The 22414-nt window shown below is 58.9% G+C and carries 14 protein-coding genes; 2 read left to right on the top strand and 12 right to left on the bottom strand.

The window, feature by feature from the left end; translation table 11 throughout:
• Window positions 1-59: 59 nt before the first annotated feature.
• From IEX91_RS14770 to IEX91_RS14720, 11 genes are all read right to left on the bottom strand, one after another.
• Window positions 60-362 carry a hypothetical protein gene (locus IEX91_RS14770; RefSeq protein WP_188879950.1) on the bottom strand — a complete coding sequence of 101 codons (303 nt, stop codon included), beginning with the start codon at window positions 360-362 and terminating at the stop codon, window positions 60-62.
• 72 nt (window positions 363-434) lie between these two features.
• The gene (locus tag IEX91_RS14765; RefSeq protein ID WP_188879949.1) at window positions 435-641 is read right to left on the bottom strand and encodes a hypothetical protein; all 207 of its coding nucleotides are present in this window, start codon (window positions 639-641) and stop codon (window positions 435-437) included.
• 141 nt (window positions 642-782) lie between these two features.
• Window positions 783-1142, bottom strand: a complete 360-nt coding sequence (locus IEX91_RS14760) for a hypothetical protein (protein ID WP_188879947.1) — start codon at window positions 1140-1142, stop codon at window positions 783-785.
• A gap of 76 nt (window positions 1143-1218) precedes the next feature.
• Window positions 1219-1482 (bottom strand): DUF7389 domain-containing protein, encoded by a 264-nt coding sequence (locus IEX91_RS14755; protein WP_188879946.1) that lies wholly within the window; start codon window positions 1480-1482, stop codon window positions 1219-1221.
• A 17-nt stretch (window positions 1483-1499) separates the two neighbouring features.
• A complete protein-coding gene (locus IEX91_RS14750; RefSeq protein ID WP_188879945.1) occupies window positions 1500-1883 on the bottom strand; it encodes a DUF6166 domain-containing protein in 384 nt (127 codons plus the stop codon).
• A gap of 392 nt (window positions 1884-2275) precedes the next feature.
• Window positions 2276-2767, bottom strand: coding sequence for a hypothetical protein (locus IEX91_RS14745; RefSeq protein WP_188879944.1), 492 nt, complete (start codon window positions 2765-2767; stop codon window positions 2276-2278).
• Between the two features lie 191 nt (window positions 2768-2958).
• Complete coding sequence (locus IEX91_RS14740; RefSeq protein WP_229772915.1) at window positions 2959-3180, bottom strand: hypothetical protein; 222 nt, start codon at window positions 3178-3180, stop codon at window positions 2959-2961.
• Between the two features lie 420 nt (window positions 3181-3600).
• Window positions 3601-4464 carry a biosurfactant protein 1 gene (locus IEX91_RS14735; RefSeq protein ID WP_188879942.1) on the bottom strand — a complete coding sequence of 288 codons (864 nt, stop codon included), beginning with the start codon at window positions 4462-4464 and terminating at the stop codon, window positions 3601-3603.
• Window positions 4465-4531: 67 nt separating this feature from the next.
• Entirely contained in the window at window positions 4532-5452 is a 921-nt protein-coding gene (locus tag IEX91_RS14730) for a transcription initiation factor IIB (RefSeq protein ID WP_188879941.1), read from the bottom strand.
• Window positions 5453-6396: 944 nt separating this feature from the next.
• Window positions 6397-7638 (bottom strand): orc1/cdc6 family replication initiation protein, encoded by a 1242-nt coding sequence (locus tag IEX91_RS14725; protein WP_188879940.1) that lies wholly within the window; start codon window positions 7636-7638, stop codon window positions 6397-6399.
• 438 nt (window positions 7639-8076) lie between these two features.
• Window positions 8077-8718 carry a DUF6735 family protein gene (locus IEX91_RS14720; protein ID WP_188879938.1) on the bottom strand — a complete coding sequence of 214 codons (642 nt, stop codon included), beginning with the start codon at window positions 8716-8718 and terminating at the stop codon, window positions 8077-8079.
• 430 nt (window positions 8719-9148) lie between these two features.
• Between IEX91_RS14720 and IEX91_RS14715 the strand changes: the two genes are divergently transcribed.
• Window positions 9149-12052: a PD-(D/E)XK nuclease family protein gene (locus tag IEX91_RS14715; protein WP_188879936.1), complete on the top strand. Its 2904-nt coding sequence runs from the start codon at window positions 9149-9151 to the stop codon at window positions 12050-12052.
• A complete protein-coding gene (locus IEX91_RS14710; protein WP_188879980.1) occupies window positions 12045-15731 on the top strand; it encodes a UvrD-helicase domain-containing protein in 3687 nt (1228 codons plus the stop codon). Before IEX91_RS14715 ends, IEX91_RS14710 begins: the two co-directional genes overlap by 8 nt.
• A 15-nt stretch (window positions 15732-15746) precedes the next feature.
• On the opposite strand, the gene IEX91_RS14705 is transcribed toward IEX91_RS14710, so the two are convergent.
• Complete coding sequence (locus tag IEX91_RS14705) at window positions 15747-22271, bottom strand: sacsin N-terminal ATP-binding-like domain-containing protein (protein WP_188879934.1); 6525 nt, start codon at window positions 22269-22271, stop codon at window positions 15747-15749.
• Between the last annotated feature and the right edge of the window lie 143 nt (window positions 22272-22414).

Below are 22414 nucleotides of genomic sequence, written 5' to 3'. Positions count from 1 at the left end.
TTGTATCACCTCGGGTTTTCTGTTGGTTAATCAGATACTGGTTGTCAATCGGATCGTGATTAGTCGTCGAAGAGGCAGCGTGTCGCGGCGTTCTCCCCGGTGAGTGTCTGCTGGTCGTCGTCGGTATCGGGGAAGAGCGCGGCCTGCTCGTCATCCTCACTTGAATCCTGTACTTCGGGGCGGTCGTCGACGCCGAACTCGCTGGCCTCGGGCTGATCGCGTCGTGACTCACGATCGCGATGGTCGACGTCGGCACCGAAATCCTCGAGAGACGTTTCGACGCTCGACTCCTGGACCTTGAGCTCGCCGCCGTCACTGAACGCTGCTTGATGGTGGACTTCCGGATCTGGTGTATCGCTCATCACTGAATGCCTCCATCCTCTCGGATGGCTCGATAAACGTCTCGTCGGGCCACACACTGAGGCGCCGACTATCTAGCTCTCGTCTCGGACTTTCGCGGCTTGCTGCGCGAGTAAGTGGAGGATGGGCTCACGATTCTGATGCGTGTTCTCGTACGCGACACACTCCTGGACGGTCTCGACATCGGGAATCGTCATGATACAGGCGCGGAGGACGTCGAAGCTCGCTGGCGTAAGTCGTTGTTCAGGCGTGAGCGTACTCTCGCTCTCTTGGTTGGGCATGATGGAGCCTCGTCCGCTCCCGGCGTCGACAAACCGATACCAAGAGCTTCGGTTCTGTTGAAATCCTCAAAGGTCAACAGATTTTGTCGGAGGTCGTTAAGTAGAGATCAGCTATTGAACGTTCGACAAGAAGAAATTGAACTACGCCGTGGACACGACCGCTTCATATGTATTATTGTGATATTTCACGTAGCGGTAGTGAGTCCATGGATCAATACTAACATTATTTGGTACATCAGCAATCCCCTTCTGAAGCGCGTCCTTGAACACCCGCTGTTGAGCAGGAGTTAGCTCATCGAATTGGACCACATTATCAGCTGAAATGTTTCCGTCTGCTTGCTGGACGTGAAGGTGTTCTGGTGAGCTCGTAGCGGCACAGCCAGCAAGGACGATTAAGCCCCCTGCAACAAGAACGTAGAGATGCACACGGTCCATATGATAAATTAGTAGTACGCTGGCAAATACTTTCAGGGAGATTGCCACTTGATTATCAATAATCACACCACCTAACAGATATTTCACTAAAATAGTGTCTAGCTAATAGGGTTTCAACAGAACCAGAGTTCCAGTAGCGTTCCTACTCGGTTTCAGCCTCGGGTTGAATTTGGCGTGTGTCGTCGGCGAGTTGATGCAGATACTCGCGAAGGACGTCCATGTCTTCTCGGGCGTCGGCGAGTGTCTCGGCTTTCACTTTGCCCTTGATTTTGTCCTCGTCGCGTGTTCCGGAGCCACGTTTGAGCTGGACGGTGATCGAGACGCCGACGTCGGTACGTTCGACGTGCTGGGTTTCGGTCGACTGTTCGGCAGTCGCATCGCTCGAAGAGTCAGTTGTATCGGACATTGTGGGTATGAGGTCGGCTAGGCAGTTGGTGCGACGTCGTCGGGGAGGACGTGCTGGATGTCGGCGTCGGTGATCGTCCAGGTGCCGTCGGCGCCGTACTCGAGTTGGCTGATGACCTCGTCTTTGAACGTCTGGTAGTGTTCGCGGGCGAGCGCGGCGTTGTCCGTGTAGTTGAGGAGGACGGCGAGTGCGAGCTGTGCCGGGCCGCTGCCGCGATAGCCGACGGCGAATCCACTCGGACTATGCCGGGCGATCTGGAGGCTGCGCTCCGGTGTGAGGCGCTCCCCACCGGGGTGCGTCGTCACGACCGTCTCTCCGTGCTCCCGGGAGCCAATGTAGCGAATCTCGCCCTGGTGGTGTGTGGTCTGTGCCGTCGCGTGGTCGTCGAAAGTTCCACTCATCGTTCGGTTCGAGAGCACCGCGTGGGCACTCCCGCACCCCTCTCGGGGGCGACAAACACGACGGCGGTCTCGGCCCATCCAGTTTAACCAACACAGTCCCGACCCTACTGCCAATTGTTGGTTAATACGCCATCAGTCGAATTCCTAATACTGCCTCTGAGAGGTTGAAACGATATCAAAGTGGATATTTACACTTTGCACACGGGGTGTCTACACGTTGCTTGTCTCAGTGAGTTCGTCCTCGAAGTAGCAGTCAGCACACCGCTGATCATCACGTGCGGCGTAGACTGGGTCCGCCGGCACTGTCTGACAGCTCGTGCAGTAGCCGAAGGCGGTTTTCGGGATTGGCTTCTGCCACGGCGGCCGTCGACGAGTCGTGTGGCCCGCCATCATCAGTAGTGGACGTCGGCGGGGACGATCCAACACGACTCGACGCCGTCGAGAATCCTGTCGAGCCGCTCCCGGTTGCGAATCCCCCGTCCGTACTCGTCGTAGAGGACGATTGAGGGCCCGCGATAGGCGCCGAAGTTGTGGCAGGCGTGCCGGACGAGGTCCTCGTCACGCATGATCGCCTCGTCGTCGAGTTCGTCCAAGCCCTCGCGAACAGCCACGAGGTTCTGTTCGAACGCCTCGATGGTCGCCTCCCAGCCGGCCTCCAAGAGGTCTTCGCCGGCGCCCGACTCAACCGGCGCCGCGGCCGGCCGCTCACCCCACCACCCCTCGCCCACCCCGGTGACGTCCGTCTCGTCGAACGTCACGTAGGAGTCGAACACGCTATCGGCGTCTGGGGCGACGCCAACCAGTCGGTCGAACGCAGATGAGCCTGCCGCCGGTGCTTCGTCGCGTATCGATGCCTCCACTAATGCGTAGATGAGCATGTGCATCATCGAGTCCGACGCACACTGTTTAGGCGCGCGTCGCCACTCTCCGCGCGAAAAACCCCTCAGAGACTACCGCAGGAGACAGGCTATCTCCCTCGTGATGGGGGCGATTTACACTCGACATCTGGAGTGTCTTGCTGTCGTCGTCGTACTCCTGCTGGTGCGACGTTGAGCGTTAGATAGAGAGGTCTAACTTAACGGCCGTAGAGTAAGTACGAGAATAGAGAAAATGCCAGTATTGCACTAATAAAGAAGACGATTAATCCGAGAAATCCAGACCACATCGTCCCCACAACAGCGCCGAAAACAAATCCGACAATAGCCGAGCCGAGTAGAAGGATAGCTCCCATCTGCCACTCTGCAAGAAATGCCACAACCTTTTCTCTCATACCATCACTTACCTTCTTCTCTCCCATACTGGTACCTTTATTATATATTCGAATAGTCTTTTCGACAGTAGATATACAGTCTGGTTCGGCCTCGTCGCGCTGGAATTATCTACACTCCCGATTCGGTCAATACAGGCAACTAATCTCTCGGTTTGTCAGGCGGCTGCTGGAATGTTCGGAGCGATAGCGCTCGCAATGAATAAATCTGCGATAAAAAGAAGAAATGCAAATCCGCCGCTGAACTCGTGGGTATCAGTAGTGAGTGATGCATGAACGTACGCAGCCAGACTTACCACCATAATTCAAGAACTTGAATATAAGTCAATAAGTCCACTGGAACCGCATGTTCAGTAGACCCTGCGTCCCGATACAATCGCAGACCCACCTAACGGTTGTTTCATCTAATATATCGCAGCAGGAAGGATAACGGTCTATCTGCGCTCCGGGTTACGATGGGTTCGGGCCGTGGCGCGGTGTCCCACAGACTCGACAGTCCCAGATTGGCTGCCCAGCCCACTGGTCGGCTGGACTGGGTTCGACGCCGCGGAAGCGATGCCGGGTCTCACGCTCGCAACGTCGACACATGAGTGTCTCCCGCGTCGGCGTCGCGGACGACTGCCGTTCTGCATCATCGGGACGCGACGGCTGTTGGAGTGCGAGCGCAGGAACGAGCCAGAGGGGGTCCGCTGCTTGCTCACGCACTGTGCTGAGTCGCTGCCGCGAGTCGATTGCGTGCCCGGCGCGGTCGTAGAGGTACGTCGCGTGTCCGCCCGAGTCTGCATCATCCCCCCACTGTGTGCGGTTACACGCCTGCTGGAGAAGGCGTTCGCCGACGTCGCTCTCCATCTGGACGACGTCGGGAAGGCTGCCCCAGTGGTTGGTGAGCGTTCGCGACGGCGAGCCATCACCATCGGCGACGAGATCGCACTCGTCGATCGCGGTGTCGCCCTTTGTGACGAGGAGTGAGTGTGCGGCGGTCCCCTTCGCGAGCGCCGCGTACTCCGTTCGTGCTGGAACGAGCGTGAAGACGAGGTGGAGGAACTCCAACTCTGTCTCCTCCCCCTCTTGGGTCGGTGTCTTCGACGCCGCGTGTTCACGGCGACACGACGCACACCGCTCACTCGTCGGTGGTACAGACTGGCCACACTCAAGACACGTCGACGATGCCTGTACAGACTCAGGATAGTCAGTACTCGCCAACTGGTCGCGTGGCTCCTCGTCTTGTTTGAGGACGTGGTCCGGTTCTCGGGTCGCTTCGCCGTGGGGCTGGAACGCCTCGTCGTCGCGACGGCGGTCCGGGTGTCGCGTCACACTTCCTTTGCCCGCGTCTTCCAGTATAAACCTGAGCGGGGCTCCGCTCAATTGCCGCGCCACCGAGCTACTCGAGTTCGTTACTGAGTGTATCGCGATGCCCGCGAACTGTGTTGGCCGCGACACCGGCGACGTCGGCGACCGCGGCCTGCGTGAGTCGATAGTCAGCCCGCTGTGCAGCCTGATAGAGGCAGGCTGCAGCGAATCCCGGCGGTGACGCACCGTGGACGATTTGTGTCTCTTCAGCCCGCTCTGCGAGCGTCCGCGCCTGTCGCCGAACCGCGTCCGGAACGTCGAGATTGGAGGCGAGACGTGGGAGGTACGCATGAGGCTGCATCGGCTCGGCCGGCAGTCCGAGTTCCTCGTTCAGGGTCGCGTAGGCGTTGGTCACGCGATTCTCGCCGACGTGTGCGGCCTCAACGACGTCTGCGAGTGGGAGAGTTCGGCCGTTGCACCGGCAGGCAGCGTAGACGCTCGCCGCTGCCACCGCCTCGATCGACCGCCCTAGGAGGAGTCCCTCGGAGTGGGCGCTCCGGAAGAGCTGGCACGCCTGCTCCTGGAGCGTGTCGTCGACGTCGAGCACGCTCGCGATTCGCTGCACCTCCCCGAGGCCATGGCTCAGGTTTCGCTCCTGTTTGGACCGGAACCGCCCCCGTTTTTGCTCGCGGCGTAGTCGGCCGAGCTGCCGGCGCTTCTTCGCCGAGAGCGTGTTCCCCTTCGCGTCGCGTTGCCGCCCGATCATCGTCGAGAGCCCTCGGTCGTGGCGCGCCGTCGTGAGTGGCGCGCCTGTTCGTTCGGTTTCGTCGTCGTACACCGGCTCCCCGCTATGGTCAATTGCGTGCTCTGCCAAGACGAGTCCGCACGCCTCGCAGACCGTCTCCACCGTGTTCGTCTCTACACACCCACCGCATTCCGGGCAGCCGTTCGTCTGGTTGTCAGTCTGGACGTCCTCGTCGAAAACGCTCGTGTAGATGTTGCTCGAAGCCATCCTGATCACGAGGCATCCGCGGAACGCGTCGGTTCGCCGAACCCCTCACCCCTCCAGGGGTGACAAACCCGTCATGCAGAGCGGCACCGGTCTTAACCAACACCTGGGGGTATTTCTGGTTCAGTGTTGGTTAATTGAAGCGGCCCCCTCCACTGTTTCCGGAGTTACCTCACGTACAGCGGCGTCGTGTCAGGATATTCGGTGGCGGATGATCTCGGTACTCCCGCAGGCAGGGCATTCGTTAGTCGAAGAGTCAACCGTTTCACCGCAGCGTCGACATTCCACGACTTTCTCCGGTTGTGCTGTGGGCGAGAGCACTCGCTTGAGTAAGCGAATCATGTGCTTAGGCCCCCTTGGGAGCGGGGACGCGGCCAGAGGAAGGGCTAGCCGATGTTGGAGCGTGTGACAGTGGGCGCGAAGCGCGCTCCCCCTCCTAGCTGGTTCGATGCACTCGAGGCAGATATAGTGCGGCGAACGCCGATGAGAGAGACTCCACCTGATTGTCTCTGATCCGGATGAAATCCTCTTTTCTCGAGTAACCTGAGTGCTTTCTCGCTCTCTCTACAAAGTCGAGTTCCCGATAAGAAACACCACCCCCCACTGGAAACACCACTTCAGCCAGCCTCTTGGATTCGAACAGATCGCCGTTCTCCCATGGCACATACGTCGATCACAGTACATAGGTGCTCTCGAGTCATTCCATGTCAGACCATCTCTCTCAGATTATGCGGACATGGTGGGGGGACCGCTAACTCGTGCAATCTGGGGTACCCCAAAACAGTCGCTATACAGGCTTCTGCGATAACGTACCTTCGTCATGCTGGTGCTCAACCCAGTTTCGTCTACAAAGGCAGTGAAACGACATTCCTGCTGTCGAGTGTTGATGACCAAATGCCACAGACTGGCAAAAGGACGACCGCAGAGTTGACCCAAAGCCTAGTTGGCTACTGAGAGTGGTTTACTGCAGCACTGAGGTCGGCGACAAGATCGTGAAGCCGGTTATCTTCACGCAAAATGTCGAGAGTGGTTTCTAGATCGGTTTTCAACTCAAAGCGATAATGGTTGCCGCCCTGGATGCCCCGATTTCGTGATTCGGCGATGAGGAAGCCCTGCATTCCGAGAGATTGGAGATGATCGCGGACACGGCGTTCAACGAGCTGATTCGTATCTAGCCGGTCCGCTATCGATTTGTACTTTTGATAGACATAGCGGGTTCGTGTTGGGGTCTCTCCAGCAACTTCCAATGCGACAACGGAGAGGAGGGCGAGCTGATCCTGATTCGTTAACGAACGCATCCCTTCCTCGATTCGTTTGCGTTCGAGGATGTCGCGCGCTTCGCGGACATGCACTTCGGCAACGGAGTCCTGTTCGTTGTTCAATGCCAGTTCACCAGCCTTGTACAAGAGGCGAATCGCTTGTCGAGCGGATCCCTCATCTTGAGCGGCGAACGCTGCGCACAAGGGGATGACGTCCTCTGCAAGCACGCCGTCGTAGAAGGCCCGGTCGGCACGGCGCTCAAGGATAGAGGTCAGCTGAGTCGCGTCATAGGGGGCGAACTCGATTTCATTATCGTAGAGTGAGTCTTTGACCTTCGGTGATAGGTTATCGCGGAACTCGAGGTCATTACTGATTCCGATGACGGAGATCCATTGGTCTTCGAGATGGCCGTTTTTGCGTGCGCGCGGGAGTTCGTAGAGCAGATCGTCGTTGCTTCCGATGCTGTCGATTTCGTCGATGACGATGATGATGGTCTCGTTGAGGTCATGTAGCTCCTCGTAGAGGAGGTCAAACATCGACTGTTGGTCGATCCCACTTGGCTTCGGCCCGGAGCCACGGATCTCCTTGATGAGATGGCCGGCGAGCTGATAGGAGGTTGACTGATTATTGGCGCTTGTCTTAACCACGCTAAGCTCAAGATCATCGGTGCTGGTGGCGTATTCGGCTAGGAGATCAAGTTCGTGGTCAATTGCGACCGTCTTTCCCTGGCCTGTTTTTCCATAGAGGAAGAGATTGTGTGCGTTCACCCCACGTGTTGCTGGGGCGAGCGAATTTCGGATTTCCTCGAGTTCACTTGCTCGTTCGGGAAGCTCTGCTGGCTGCCAATCTTCCTTGAGAACGGACTCATCAGCGAAAATGTTGACGGCGCTCCCGTAGGGATTGTTTGAGAGATCCGGCCCGTCGTCCATACTATCCACTTCTATGAATAACTATCAGATAAACCCTAGTGTCCAGTGTGTCCGCATAGTTAATTCACATAAGAACCCCCACCCCCCACCGTGTCCGCATAAATCTATACAAGAACCGTATCCGCCGCAATAGCGAATATATTTAGAGAAAAGACTATGATGCTAGGAAAATAATCGAACCCGTACTGCAATATTTCGCTCTATCTGGTTGATGGGGAAGGATACCCACTACCCTTTGCCAGAGATTATGCGGACACGGTGGGGTGTCCCCGTATTAGACTTCCCGTATTCATATCCTGCTACGGGGAACAATAATTTTCGACCACTTCCCGCGTCTACACCGCTACTCCCCTCCCTTGAGGAGAGCATGCAGTCTCTAATTATGCAGACACAGTGAGGGAAGGGGAGCTCGCTAACTCGTGCAAAGTGGGGGGTCCCCTACTGCAATTCTCGTAGTGTGACGACGATCTCGGCGTCGCCACTCCACTCGCGGAATACTCGCTTGAGATACGCGAGCGCTTCCTCGTCACTCGCGAAGACGCCCCGATCGAGGAAGTCCCCAACAATGGCTTTCAGCGCGTCGAACTCCCCACGCACGTACTCGTCGTTAATGGGGTCGCCGTCGCGCCAGGTGACCGTGCGCAGCGCACCATGGCCGGCGGTTGGCGCACGGCGCGCCGTCGTCGCGACGTCCTCCAGTCCGAACCAGAACACCCGATACGCCGTCACCTGCAACTGCCAGTCGTCACGGTGTACGACGTAGAACGCCTCGTGAGCGAGGTAGTCGAGATATTCTCGCCGAATCTCCTCGAGCGTCACACTGACGGCGCACGGTTCAACCCGGACGCGTGTCGGCGTCCGCGACTCCCCACGCCTCGGTGTCGGAATCGACGCCTGTGTGGCCGTCTGCAGGGACTCGTAGACGCGGTTCGTCCACCCGTTCTCGCTCGTGTACTCGCCAAATGGCGTTCCGAGCGTGAGCGTTTGCTTCAACTGGAGGTTTTTCGCCCCGCGATGCGAGTAGTGGAGGTTGTACTGTCCATCCGGTCGTTCGTAGGCAACAAGAGCGCGATGACCCATACTGACTCCGCGCGACGTCCCTCAGGACGCCCCGCACCCCTACAGGGGCGACAAAACTGTGGCTACTGTGGCTATCGGACATTCCTTACAGGTCATGTTTGTGTAGGGAAACGATGAAGAGGGTTTGTATCCGACAAAGTTGATAATGACAGAGCGGACGCTGTTTACCGGTCCAAACCATAGAACGTTGGAGTCAGAAGCGTTCGCTTGGGCCCATTCTCACGCAGAGGATGGCATTGGACGTGTACTCTATCTCACTAATACACGCGAGCGGCATGACCGTATTCGCGAGCATTGGACGGAGACATACTCCGCTCTCAGTCTCACAGTGGAGACGCTTCCTAGTCTCGTCTACGACTGTTACGAGGAACTCACCGGGCCGAGCGCACGACTTCCTGACGCGGTCGACCGTCGTGCACTTGAGTCTGGTTTGGATTCGCTCTTCGAAGATCGGCCGTGGCTCTCGACGCAGTCGTATGCACCGGCGAGTCTAGTCGATGCATTCGACCGACGGTTCGCCCGCTTCCAGAACGTCGGCCTCACGACGCCCGCGCTCGTTCGAGACGAATTTCGGGATTCGGAGCTTCCAGCACGAATTCGTGACACGACGATTGCAGCATACGACGCGTACAACGACCGACGCAATGCTGCCTCCGAACCGTGGCACGTCTCGTACAGTGACGCCTTCGAGGCAGTCGGGGACGCCAATATCTCTACCCTCCGTTCGCATGTGGATGCCGTCATCATCTCTGGCTTCCTCGATCCAGGGAAACTCGAGCGCGACGTCCTCGAAGCCCTCTTTACTGCGTTTCCGACCGCAGCAGTACTCCAGACGTTCTCGCAGTCCGGGAGTGATGGTGTCGCCGCAGCGACCGACACGATCCGTGATTTCTATCGGTCCGCTGGATTCGAACCCAACTATCACGCCGCGGAGCCTAGCTCGCGACAACTTCAAGACGTCGCCCGCTCGCTCTATCAGAGCGAGCCGCTGGTGCAGCAAACAGTTCCAGAGACACTCGAGTGGCGTGAACTTCCCACGCCAGAACGCGAGATTCGCTATGTCGCCCGCGATATCCGACGTCAGCTTGCCACGGACGGCGAGACGAGTGTCGGAGTCGTCATCCCGGGCTTCGACGCCTACGAGGGCTATGTCGTGGATGTCTTCGAGACGTTCGACCTTGAGTATACCGCCGAAACGGCGAGCGGGCTTACAGACACGTTCGTCGGGACCCTGATCGAGGACCTCGTCGCGCTCTCCGACTCCCATCCCCGCGCCACAGCGTTCACCGGTCTGGTGACGAACCCACTCGTCGACGTCCTTGATGACGATGCGGAAGCTACTGTTGTCGCGACCGAGCAGCGCGTCGACTCGACACGCCTCCAAGCTGTGCGTGACCACTTCGACGAGGAGACGAGCGATGTACTCGATGATCTTCTTGACAGACTCACACCGCTACAGGACGGGTCGACTATTGCAGCTGTCGAGACAGTTCGGTCACTCCTCAACGTGTTCGACGTCGCGGCGAGGCTAGACAACGACGCCGTTCCAGTTGAGGGTGGACGAGAGCGAGCGGCACTCGAAGAGGTCGAACAGATCCTCTCGTCATTCGAGGGAGCAGACTGGTTCGAGACGACACTCTCTCCAGGTGCTGCACTCTGTCGTGCCCTCCAAGGGGCTTCCTTGAACGGCTATCAAGACACGGCTGGACAGGTCACCGTTCTCAACCATCTCGATGCGGCCGAGTTCGCGTTCGACCACCTCTATCTGGTTGGGTTGACGAGCGAGTATTTCCCCGCTGTCTCGCGCCACGCAGCGTTCTTCGAACGAATGGTTGAGGCCCATCCGGTTCTCGACGTCCTCGACGACCGACTCCGCGATCGATATATCTTCGCGACACTGCTCGCGAACGCCGGCGGAGTAACGATTACGACGCCGGAGACGGATCCCGATTCGACCGCCGTCGTCCGATCACCCGTTCTCGATGAACTCCAGCGAGTGACCGATATCCAACCAAAGACGGGCGTCGACGACCGGATCGGATCCCGAGAGGACCTCCAGCGACACATCGCGCCCCGAGAAGACAGGCGGGAAGCCATTGACGCCGCCGGCGGGCGCGGGGATTTCACGCCTGCTCAGACGGCTCGAGCCGACCGCGGCAGTCAGTGTGCAAGCGAGCGAGCCAACCCTGACCTCTCACCGCACGACGGCCTACTCGAACCTGAGACAGTTGCTGACATCTACCCGGAGAATGAGCGGCAGCCGTACAGCGCGAGTCGCGTCGAGCGTTACGTGAACTGTGGCTTCCAGTTCTACATGGAGCACGTCCTCGGCTTGGAGGACGATGATGACGTTGAGCGGACACCAGATCCGCTTGAGACGGGGACGTTCGTCCATGACACGTTCGAGCGCTTCTATGCTGACCTCCAAGCCGAGCCGGGTGAGAGCGTCGCCCTTGAGGAGTACGACCGCGAGACACTCGACGATCACATGCTTGAGGTCGCGTTAGATGAGCTAGCGAGCGCGGACTTCGATTATTCTGGCGTGTTCTACCGGCGGTGGCTCGAACAGTTCTTCGCCGGCCTTGGTGACCCCGAGAAGAACCCGTACGACGCGAGCCCGCGCCCGCATCAGGGCGTCGAGCAGGGACTCTTCGCGCGGTTCGTTGAGCGGGAACACCCCCGTGGCGGTGACGCGCTCCCCGCGTGGTTCGAAGCGCCATTCGGAGATGGCCTTCGAGGGGAGAGCGGACTTGAGGCCTTCGAGATTGACCTTCCGAACGGCGAGAGCGTCGCCTTCCACGGCTACATTGACCGCATCGATATTGGCGTCGATGAATCGGATGAGCGCGTCCAGTTGTTCGACTACAAGACAGGGTCGACACCGGCGATGACGACGACGACCGGCGGAACGACGTTCCAGCTTCCCCTCTATCTCCTCGCCGCCGAGGCGGTTCTCGCGAGCGACATAGACGACATCAGCGAGCTCTCGGCGACGTACTACCAGACAAAACCGCCGAACCAGTTCAAGGAGCCACGTGGAATCGAGTCCAAATTCGACTCCTCGGGGGAACTACGCCGATTCCTCGACCAGGTCGTCCCGCGGCGCCTCCAGACGGTAACGACCGCAATTGAGCATGGACGCTTCCACACGACACTCCTCTCGCAGCGTGAGGCCGGTTGTGAGTACTGTTCGTACCGACGGGCGTGTGATGTCCGCCCACATCAGCGCCGGGAGCGCGTCAATGAGCTCGACGATGACCCGCAGAGTTACGTTCCGGTTCGGGCGACGGCGCATGATTTCGCGGCCGATTTCCGAGGTGAGGGCGATGACTGACGAAGACATTCAAAGCGACGTTGCCGAGGACGACACTGACGGAATCCGGCTTACTGACGAGCAGGAGGACGCACTGGTCCTCGACCGAAATGTTACGATCACGGCCGGGGCTGGCACGGGGAAAACAACGACGCTCACACGTCGGTATCTCGAGTTCCTCCGGGCGAATCCGGATGCGACGCCGACGGATGTAGTGACAATCACGTTCACACGGAAGGCTGCGGCAGAGCTGGAGACGCGCGTTCGTGCGGAGCTCTACGACGAACTACAGGCCGCATCTACAACGGAGGAGTACGATCGGTGGCGGACGGTCCTCGATGAACTCGAGGAGAGTTACACGCACACGATCCATGCGTTCTGCTCTCGGCTGCTGCGCGAGAACGCTGTGCAGGCACCGGTGCCGATGGCGTTCGATGTGCTTGACGAGGACGACGCGGCCGACCTCCAACGGCAGGTCGTTGTCGACTACCTCGACGCACACGGAACTGCCGACGATGTCGACCTACTCTCCCGGCTCTTTGGCTCACACGGCCGGCTCGTAGATATTCTGACCGGCCTGCTTGATGCCCGCCCGGAGAGCGAAGCATGGCTTGCGGAATGGCGTGACCGAGAGGTCGAAGACTACGTTGACTATCTCTGGGAGCACGTTTGCGACCTCGACGCCGAAACAGCGGCCGGCTTCTTCGACGACCCGGATGTGGAGAGCGCTCTTGCAACCGCCCGTCGCTTCGCTCGCGAGGACTTCGCCGTTGACGACGGCGCCGATGGTGTGACCGTTCTTCGCCGGATCGCAGCTGTCGTCGACGATTTGGAGTCGTCGTCGGATTCCCACAGCGCACAGCGGGCATGCCGCGAACTCTACGACATCCTCGAGACGAGTTCGGGCGGGCTCTATTCGAGTGCGAGCCACCACGTGGTTGGGACGAAAGCGACGTGGAACAACGAGACCGAGGCCTACAGCGACTGCAAGGACGCACTCAATTCCCTCCTTGACGCGCTCGGTGAAATCGAGGACAAACTCGGGACAACACCTGGCGAGCTTGAGCGAAACAGCGCCCACTATGTTCTGGCACTCGCCCGAGTCTTCGACGACGTACTCACAGCGTACGAGGCCGAGAAGGACGCACAGGACGCGCTCGACTATCCTGACTTAATCGAGACCACGAGAGCATTCCTCCGCGAGGACGACGAGGTTCGAGCGTCACTCCAAGAGTCGTTCGACGTGATTATGGTCGACGAATTCCAGGACACCGACCACGCCCAGTGGGACCTCGTCACGCTTCTCGCCGGGCTCGCTGACGACGACGTCGAGACGGATAACGTGTTCCTCGTTGGAGACAAGAAACAGAGCATCTACGGCTTCCGCGGGGCTGATGTGACGACGTTCGAGACCGCTCGTGACGAACTCCGTGTAGAGAACGAGGTCCTCGGCCGGGGCACCGTTCCGGAAAGCGACCAGGACGCCCCGACGGATCTGGAGTTGTCAGGGAACTTCCGCACACTCAACGACCCGCTCCTGTTCCTCAACGAGCTCTTCGAGACTGTCTTCGACGCTGAAGGCGAGACCTATTCGGATTATGAAGCGGAGTCACAGGACCTCTCGTTCGAACGCGACCGCATCGAGGACGTCGACGACCTCGAGGGGTCCGTCGAGTACCTGGCCGTGCCCGAGGACGAGGACGATGCTGCGACGTTGCTCGGCGACGATCACTCCGTGACGGAAGCCGCCGCGGAACACGCGACTGCGGCTGAAGCGACGGCGCTCGCGAACCGGCTATCGACGCTCCTCGACGACCCACCACGCGTCTACGACGAGGACGAGGAGGAGACGCGTGAAGCCCGCCCGGAGGATATCGCGATCCTCCTGCGGCGACGTACCCACCTAGATCGCTATCAGCGTGCACTCGATGAGCGGAACATCCCGTATACCGTGGTTTCCGGTGTCGGCTTCTACGACACGCCAGAGGTGCAGACGCTCACGAATCTCCTCCGTGTGCTCGCAGACCCGAGCGATGACATCTCCCTCTACGCCGTGCTTCGCTCGCCGCTGTTCGGTTTCACTGACGACCGCCTCGCGTCTCTCACCGCGTCGGCGGACTCTGTCTGGGACGCTCTCAGGGTGGCTGACGACGAACAATTCGCTGACGCCGCACAACTGCTCACGGAGTGGCAGGAACTCGCCGGCTGCGTACATAGTGAGCGTGTCGAAGCCCGGCCGTGGAATCAGGTACTCACGCGGGTCATCGACGACACAGGCTATCTCGCGAGTATCGGCGCGGACGAAGGGGGAGCGCAGGCGGTTGCGAACGTTGAGAAGTTCCGCGACGAGATCCGCGACTGGTCGGAGGGCGGCACGCGAACTGCGGCGAGCCTCCTCCGGCGAATCGACCGGCAGACGGAACTCGACCCGCGCGAGGGTGAAGCCGAGGTTCCTGATGGTACTGATGGCGTCCGCATTATGACGATTCACGCCGCGAAAGGACTCGAATTCCCGATCGTTACCGTCCCTGACCTCGGGAGTGACCTGAACTTCGGCCGGAGTATCGATGACTATGGCTACGTTCGTCTCGTCACCGATCACGACGACGCGCCGTTCCTCGCGGCGGGCGGCCCGTCACCTGCTGACGCGTTCGACGTCGAGAAGACGACTGCGCACACCTACGCCGATACGATCGAACTCCCCCGGGAACGTGCCGAGGCGAAACGCCTCCTCTACGTTGCCTGTACGCGAACCCGTGACCATCTCCTCCTCTGTGGCACGCACAAATTCGACGATGTTGAGGACGAACTCGCCTTCGCTGCAGTCAACGATCCTGAGGAGGCGAGCGCGTGGCGTGACTGGCTCCAGCCCGCCCTCCTTGAGCGAGAGGCGGTTACGACCGGCCTCGCCGATTACAGGCGGGTACAGGACGAGATTGGCAATACGGCGTATACAGTCGCGTTCCCGACTGAGGGTGTCGACTGGCGGTCGGAGGACGCCGACCCAGGTGTTTATCCTCAAATCGAACTTCCCACTCGACCGGACACTGAGCGGCGTCACCGCGTCACCGCAACCCAACTCGTCGAGGCGGCGGCCGAACGTCACTCGGAGGAAGCATCCGGTGATGAGAACGACGGGAAGCGGGGAGCGACCCACGATGGCGCTCTTCCCCGTAACGAGTTCGGGACGGTCGTCCACCGTATCCTCGAGTTCGATCACCCGCGCGATGAGTGGCCAGCCCTCGCGCGGCGAATCGCCGCCGTGAACGGTTTCGACGTGACAGACGACGACCTCTCAGAGATTCTGGATCACGCGGCGGACGCGAAAACGTTCCTCGACGCCGAAGCTGAGCGCTACGGTGCGGCGGAAATCCACGAGGAACGCTCCGCTGCGGTCGATGTCGGGGATGTCCGCCTCGTCGGGGACATCGACCATCTCCGCGTGACGCCGGATGCCTTCATCATCACCGACTACAAGACGAACCGAATCGGGACGCGAACGACCGGCGAGCTCGCTGAACATTACCGCCCGCAGATGGCAACCTACGCGCTTGCGCTTCTGGGACAGGACTCAAGTCGAGAGGTGTGTGTCAACCTCCGGTTCACTGATGCCGGAACGACGGAGACGTTCGAGTGGACCGCCCGTGACCGGGACTCGCTACAGACGGAGCTTGAGAGGATCGCGGAACAAATCGAATAACCACCGGGCGCTAACTCATACCGAGTCCGCGGTAAAGGTGATGTAGAAGGAGCCACCTCGAAGTTTCTCCAGTATTTCCATCCCGGTTTGGTTCACACCTACGAGTTCATCGACGTTGTCGATATCCAGCAGTTGGACAGTCTCACTGTCGTCGCCTCGCCAGTCGGTAGTGAATCCGACAAGTCGAATTAAATACTGGGACACTCGTGATTCGTCGGTGCGTTCGCTTTTCGTTGAACCTGGCCCGTCTCGGAACGACATTCTGAGTTCGTTTCCGGTGAGCTTGATGCGACCGCTCCGCATCTGCTCTGCGGCGACAGCTTTCGACTCCACCCGACACATCCAACCGGGGGACCACGACGCGATAGACGCCGATTCGGGCATCTCCGCAAAGGGGTCTATTAGGTCGAATCCCGGTCCACGTTCCGCAGACGTGTCGAACAATGCGTGGAACGCGGCTTTCGCTTCACTCGTTTCATCCAGTCTCTCGGCCTTGAGCAGGTCGACGGGATGGGAAGACGTTTGAGAATCGAGGTTAGGGCTGTTCCACGATGCAGCAATCTCGTCGACCGACTTCATACGCCATGCGTCGTGTCCGCGCCACGTCCTGAGGTGGTCCAAGATTGACGACCGAACCTGAGACGGTGCCGGCTGGAATCGGCTCCAGGCACGATTCAGACAGATCAACTCTCCTTCCCGGCCTCTCGCGTCGATCTCGACGTTCGGTTGTCCGTACATCGTTCCCGACGAGTCACCGATACTGGGTGACCCACCACCTGTAACCGATCCGGCTGCCGAGACACGCGATGCGAGCGAGTCGAGAGAATCGTCTCGGCCGTGAATCCAATCGGTCGTAAGATCGCCTCTTGTCTGTCCGTCTCCCGGGGACTGTCCCTGCTCTGACCCGGTGAGCGCGGCGAGCGCATCGTCGACGTTTCCATCATCACTACGTGGGGTAGCTGCCGCCTCGATGAGAGCCTCGATCCGCGTTTCGAGTTGCGGATCGGTGTAGACGATGTCGGACTCTTTCAGGTCAGTCCACTCCGAGTTCAGCCATTCGGAGACTGCAGTACTGAGTTGCTCAAGTAGAGACGGATCCGTTTCGAGAACGGGGAGCGAGCCGAGGCGACAGTTGCGAACCGCCGGATCAAGAGATCCCGGCTGCGGGATGAACCGTGCCACACGTCGAGTTGGCTTCGGAGCCGAAGATACGTCTCTTGCGTCGCTCGCTGCGCGTTCGAGCGTGGATTCGCCGGCGTCCTCGTATTCGCCAACGCCTTCCCAGAACCGGCGGAGGCGAGCGATTATCACGCTATATGACTCGATTTGGCGCGTTGCCTGTGTCGCCGGCCATGCCTCAAGGCTACGCCACCGGTGGCCGGTCTCGACGAGCGCGTCAACATCGACCACCTCTGAATTCTGGTCGAGCTGATAGATTATCTGATGGCGTACTGCATCGTCATCTGTCGCTGCGGCACGGAGACATTTCGTCGCGATGTCCTCATTGAGTCCACAGCTGCCGGTCAGGGTTCCGAACCATGATTCGAGGAGCGTATTCCCCTCAATAGCGCTTTTGCCTGCTTCGAGTTCGCGTAACGCATTCAGCGTTACACGGGCGTCGATATCGAGATCGTCAATCCGGGTCAGTGATTCATCGGAAGCAACCGTTGATACGAGGCCTTCGAGGGAGTTGTACACGCCTTTGAGGCGTTGTTCTCGGAGTTCGTTGATTTCTGCTCTGACATCCTCCAATGCGCCATGATACTCCGTCTCCAAGGCTGATTCGTCTTTGAATAGCACGTTCTCGAAGGTGTCCGCGAGATCGAACTGTTCGAGGACTTGGACGATGCCATCCGCAGCGAGGTACGGTGGTATCGCGTCACCATCGACACGCTCAACCGAGTCTTCGAACAGGGCGATATGCGGCGTAGAATCCTGATATCCCTCCGTTGGCTCCCATTGTGCCGAGTTCCGCTGGGTGTCATCGTCCTCGTCCCGCTCGACGATTGCGATTTGATTCTCAATAACCGCAGATAGTTGCTCGTGCTTTTCTTGGAGGTTCGGTGCCGCTGCGTGCTCTAGGTATGCCGCTAGCAGGTACTGTTGTCGCTGCCGGAGCGTTGACTGGAGACTATCGAGACGTTCCGTTCCTGATTCCACTTCACCACCTTGGACTGGCCGTGGTGTCGGCGGCTCACTCTCGACGGTGATTCCGAAGGTAACCTCTGTAGCTTCCTGGTCGTTGTTCCCCTCGTCCCCCAGAATATACGCAACCTCGGTCGTATCGGCCGGCCGTTCTACGAATGGGCGCGAGTCCCGTACCAATCGGTCGCGAGAGAACGATGAGAGTGGCTGAGTGAACACGACAGGTCGAGGAGTTGATCCCTCGTCCGCCGTGAAGTGGGCGTTCGAGCCGATTTGGAGTCCCTTCGATGTGCGTCCTTCTGTAACCCGAACTGTAGTTCCAAGGTGCCAGAGGTCGCGCCGAATCCAGCGACGGATGGCGGACTGATCATCGAGTCGGGTTGTGAGTTCACGCTCCGAGGCGAGTCGACGCATCAGTGCGTCAATCGGAACGGAGAGCGCTCGTGCTGACCAGTCCGCGGCTATCTCGAAGGAATTCCCAGGCGGAACTCTAGTGTCGTCCACGGCGAACTGTTTGAGGAACCAATCGAGACGTTGAGCTGCCATTGGCGGGGTAAGGTCACCAATCTCCCGAATGCCGAGCGTTCGGAGGAATGACCGAACGTCGACTGTCTCTGAGCCAGGTATGTACGCTAACCGCTCTTCGAGTGCAGCAGTATCAACACGGGGGAGGTATTGAGCCGCGCCTCGGACTTGTTCCGACTCATCGAGAATCAGCTTCTCGGCGGAGGCTGTGGTTCCACGTTCGACGGTGTGCCGGTCGTTACCGCCCTCATCTTCGAACTGTTTGTCGACCGGCCAGATGTTCTCGCGAGCTAGTTGGACCACTCCAAGACTGGGGACAGAAGCGTTGTCTGGACTCTCGCTAAACGAATGCCAGTTGCTGCAGAGCCACGCCCCGTCCGAAACCGTATCGATTAGGTCCGGCCAGAGAAGCATAATCGCATCTCGGTATTGCTCACGAGCCGCGGTGTCGGTTATCCGTGGCAGGTCAGTAAAGTACCACCAAACCGGTAGGAGTGCCTCCTTCGAGTCGTCTGCGGCCCAGTTCTCCACGCTACATTCCAACCAGTTGCTTCCACAGCCCGGCGAGTGTGTGGCGGTGAATGCAGGGTGGTTATCTGAACGCCAGATAACGTCCCTGTAGTCTGTTAGGAGTTCGCGTGGAGCATTGAAACCGCCATGATCGTCCGGTACCTCTCCCCGTGCGAGCGCTTGGGCCTCGGAGACACTGAGGGTTCCCGCACCCCGATCGTTGTCCCCTCTTGTCGGGAGTACCCACCGCCAATCGATTCGGGGTCCGATTTGCACTCCGAGGTGGCTGAGGAAGTCGAGACGCTGCACCCGGTAGCGGTCGCCTGTCTCTCCTTCGAATACTCGTTGCCAATAGTCCTCATCAGGTCCCGCTAGCGTCGGTGTCTCCGGTGGAGCGGCACCAGATGCGTTCTCTATGACAGCAGCCCATCGCCGAAACGTGGTCGCCCGTGATCCGTCGTACGAATCAGCGTCTTGAAACCGATCCTTGTCTGAGTCGGCTGTCTCAAGGACGTCTGCAACTGCCTCAAATTCCGTTACCCACTCAGTTCCGAACATGATCTGCTCGGCTGCGAGCGTTTCGTCCGTACCACCGCTTCCGTCTATCGGTAATTCAACCTGCTGCGTATATCGTCGCTCAAGGTAGTCATCATAGTCCGACGGGAGATCGTCCGTCGAAGCCCCCGTAAGTGTGTTTTCAACATCGTCAAACCGGTGATTTCGATGCGGGAGTGGGTGGAGCCACTCAGCTAGCTGTCCCCGCGTAACGGTTTCGTAGAGGTCACTGAGGTAGCCGATGACACTGGGGTCTGCCGTCGGATCTCCAGAGTAGCCACCGGCTTCTGCGGCGACTCGCCGGTAGAACTCCGCAGGGCTATCCAGATTCCTGGTCCCCCAGTCTCGATTGAAACTTTCGAGCGGGCCGATCCACTCGGTTCGAAACGGAACGACGAATACTGGGAGCGCAGTCGGCGGTGATGGGAGCTCCGAGATGATCGACTTCGAATTCTGGCCACTGCCGGTCCGTCGGAAGACGATGCGTTCGCTTCGACGCGCTCCCCGGCCGCGTTGTGTGTCACGCCGTGACCGAGCACGAACAAGATGGGTGACACCTCGAGACTCTGCCGCATCCCCCTCTTGGTGTGCTTCGGCAGGTATGAGCGGAACCCGCTTTTCCCCGAGTTTCTCTGCGGCTCGCTTCACGTCCGAATCGTTGTCAAGGTCGAGTTCCTCGCCGGGGGAGGCTGACCTGAGAATAGAACAGATAGCTTCGAAATACGATGTTGCGTGCTCTACGTTCTCGACTGGTACTGCCCACTCAGACGACGATACAGTGTCAGTATTAGAACTCCAATACGTACAGAGAATATCGATACAGCCCCGTTCACCACTCGATTCATCGTCAAAGAGGCGCTCAAGGATCTCTGTGAGCCCCAGCCGGCTCGCACACCGCCGAAACGCTTCTGAGCTCTCGTTGTTCGATTCAGAGATGCGTTGGCGCCATTTTCTCCCCGCTTCGACAGTGGTCCGTGACGGAATCGGTGCCTCGGGTGCATCCCGGCGAAGCGCCTCGAATGCGTAGAGTCGTTCGGGATCGAGGAGAGTATCCTTTGGTGCTTGTGGACTTGCGCCTTCGGCTGGGACGATTAGTGTCTCTCGAAGCAGCCTGAGCACGTCCTGTATGCCGTTCGTCACTGGGTTATCATCATTCACGTCCGATTCAGCTTGTAACGGCATTGTGATCCAGGGCATCCACGAACTGAACGGCGCATCGCTAGCTCGTGTTTCGTCGGACGTTGCGAGATCCGCAGCGGCACTTGCAACGAGTTCTGGGAGACGATTGAGGACGCGTCGATTCTGCTCGTCGTCCGCCAGCGACTGCCTATCGAACTCGACGCGGAACGGCGCGTGAACGACGAAGGGGAATGGAGTCCGCGCCTTCTCTATCGGATAGTGTAGGTAGAGCGGCTTCGCGGAGGGTGTCCAGTCCGCGATTGATTCAGGGGGACGCTCGAACAGGAGCTGGATGTTGCCAGGCTCCCCCTCTCCGTCGTTGGATACGAGGTCCTCGTACGTTCTCGTGTACTGTCGATATTGACGAGTTCGTGTGCTCTGATCGTCAGCTCGGACTGTATAGTTGACCGAACGACGGATGGTGTTCGGTTGGCCCGCTATGGGTTGCGCGCTCCCCGGTTGTATCGTCACCTGGTGTCGGTCCGCCATTTGTAGGGTCCCCGAGTCGTCGCGTGTCACTCGTATCAGGTCTAGTTCCGTAATTTGATCGAGGAGGATCAGCGTCTCGGGTGAGATATTGGTACATTCCCGCCAGAACTCCCGCTGGCGTCGTTCGTGGAACTCTGTGCGGTCGACGGGATCCGATGAGCGGTGGTCTCGGAAAGTCGAAGCCGCTTCCCCGTCTGATGCCGCGAGGATGCCGTCAATCTGATCAAGGAGGTCACGCCACTGATGATCCAAATAGTCGAGTTCCACCACTGTCGAGAACTCGCCCTGGCGTTCGCCCAACCAGTTGGAAAGCCGTTCGTCCGTTCGCTCTCCCGGAGCAGAATCCGAGTTGCGGTTTTGGATGAGGTGTCTCTGGAGAAGGAATGAATCGGATTTCTCGTCGCTGCCGAGGAACGGATACCGGAAGAGCGAGAGGCGGGGAAGGTCACTGAGAAGCTCTGCCGGTGTCGGTGGATTATGGCGTCGGTCGGCGAGTAGCCGGTCAATCAGCTCGTCGCTGTCGATGTAGTCCGGGACTGCGCTCTGCTCAGGGCCAAGTGAACGGCAGTTCTCGATTAATTCGCGTTGCTCGTCCGAACCCTCGAGGCGACCGATAAACGAATCTTCGTTGAGCAGCGTTCCGTACATCGCGAGGACCATCTCTGCGGTCTGAGCCCGAGAGAACTTGGCCGAGAACTGTTCCTCACCCACGCTCGAATGGATGCTGAACGCCTCACTCAGTTGGAGAATCGACTTCAATCCGACTCCCTTCTCACCGATTGACCCCCTATCCTTTGCTTTCGCGGAGCGTCCAAGCGAGGTTACAGCCTCGAATACCTCCCCGTCGTCCAGACGGAACGGCTCACCGGAATTCGCGACTAGAAGGGATTCCGGTCCGACGATGACTGCGATACGACCGTCCGTCTCTTCGCCACCCTCAGCAATTGCGTCCCGTGCGTTCTGAATCAGTTCTAGAACGGTTCGATTATCGTGGGCTGCAGAAACGACTTGGTTGCCGTATCCAAGGTCGCCTTCTTTACTCCAAGCCGTTCGGTTGTTGAGTCCGCTGAGGAGCTCGGCGTGTTCCTCCCGACAGAGCTCTGAGATTCGATTAGTAACTGTTGCCTGCGTATGCATAGCGAGGAAGCGTTGTTATTGAGTCAAGTAGCCGATGCGATAAGTTTACTCCTAGAATGACCATCTAACTCACAGATAGTGAATGCACGGTCTATTGAGCGCGCGACTGCCTCGTGCGCGGATATCGCCTGCACGTGAACTCA

The sequence above is a fragment of the Halarchaeum nitratireducens genome, from assembly GCF_014647155.1.
GTDB classification, from domain to species: Archaea; Halobacteriota; Halobacteria; order Halobacteriales; family Halobacteriaceae; genus Halarchaeum; species Halarchaeum nitratireducens.
The sequence above is the reverse complement of the archived record's forward strand: the minus strand, read 5'-3'. Positions and strand labels throughout refer to the sequence as shown.

What these genes read in the sequence shown, in the direction of transcription:
- IEX91_RS14770 (WP_188879950.1), bottom strand. Translation starts at nt 362, where the DNA reads ATGAGCGATACACCAGATCCGGAAGTCCACCATCAAGCAGCGTTCAGT.
- IEX91_RS14765 (WP_188879949.1), bottom strand. Translation starts at nt 641, where the DNA reads ATGCCCAACCAAGAGAGCGAGAGTACGCTCACGCCTGAACAACGACTT.
- IEX91_RS14755 (WP_188879946.1), bottom strand. Translation starts at nt 1,482, where the DNA reads ATGTCCGATACAACTGACTCTTCGAGCGATGCGACTGCCGAACAGTCG.
- IEX91_RS14750 (WP_188879945.1), bottom strand. Translation starts at nt 1,883, where the DNA reads ATGAGTGGAACTTTCGACGACCACGCGACGGCACAGACCACACACCAC.
- IEX91_RS14745 (WP_188879944.1), bottom strand. Translation starts at nt 2,767, where the DNA reads ATGCACATGCTCATCTACGCATTAGTGGAGGCATCGATACGCGACGAA.
- IEX91_RS14740 (WP_229772915.1), bottom strand. Translation starts at nt 3,180, where the DNA reads ATGGGAGAGAAGAAGGTAAGTGATGGTATGAGAGAAAAGGTTGTGGCA.
- IEX91_RS14730 (WP_188879941.1), bottom strand. Translation starts at nt 5,452, where the DNA reads ATGGCTTCGAGCAACATCTACACGAGCGTTTTCGACGAGGACGTCCAG.
- IEX91_RS14725 (WP_188879940.1), bottom strand. Translation starts at nt 7,638, where the DNA reads ATGGACGACGGGCCGGATCTCTCAAACAATCCCTACGGGAGCGCCGTC.
- IEX91_RS14720 (WP_188879938.1), bottom strand. Translation starts at nt 8,718, where the DNA reads ATGGGTCATCGCGCTCTTGTTGCCTACGAACGACCGGATGGACAGTAC.
- IEX91_RS14710 (WP_188879980.1), top strand. Translation starts at nt 12,045, where the DNA reads ATGACTGACGAAGACATTCAAAGCGACGTTGCCGAGGACGACACTGAC.
- IEX91_RS14705 (WP_188879934.1), bottom strand. Translation starts at nt 22,271, where the DNA reads ATGCATACGCAGGCAACAGTTACTAATCGAATCTCAGAGCTCTGTCGG.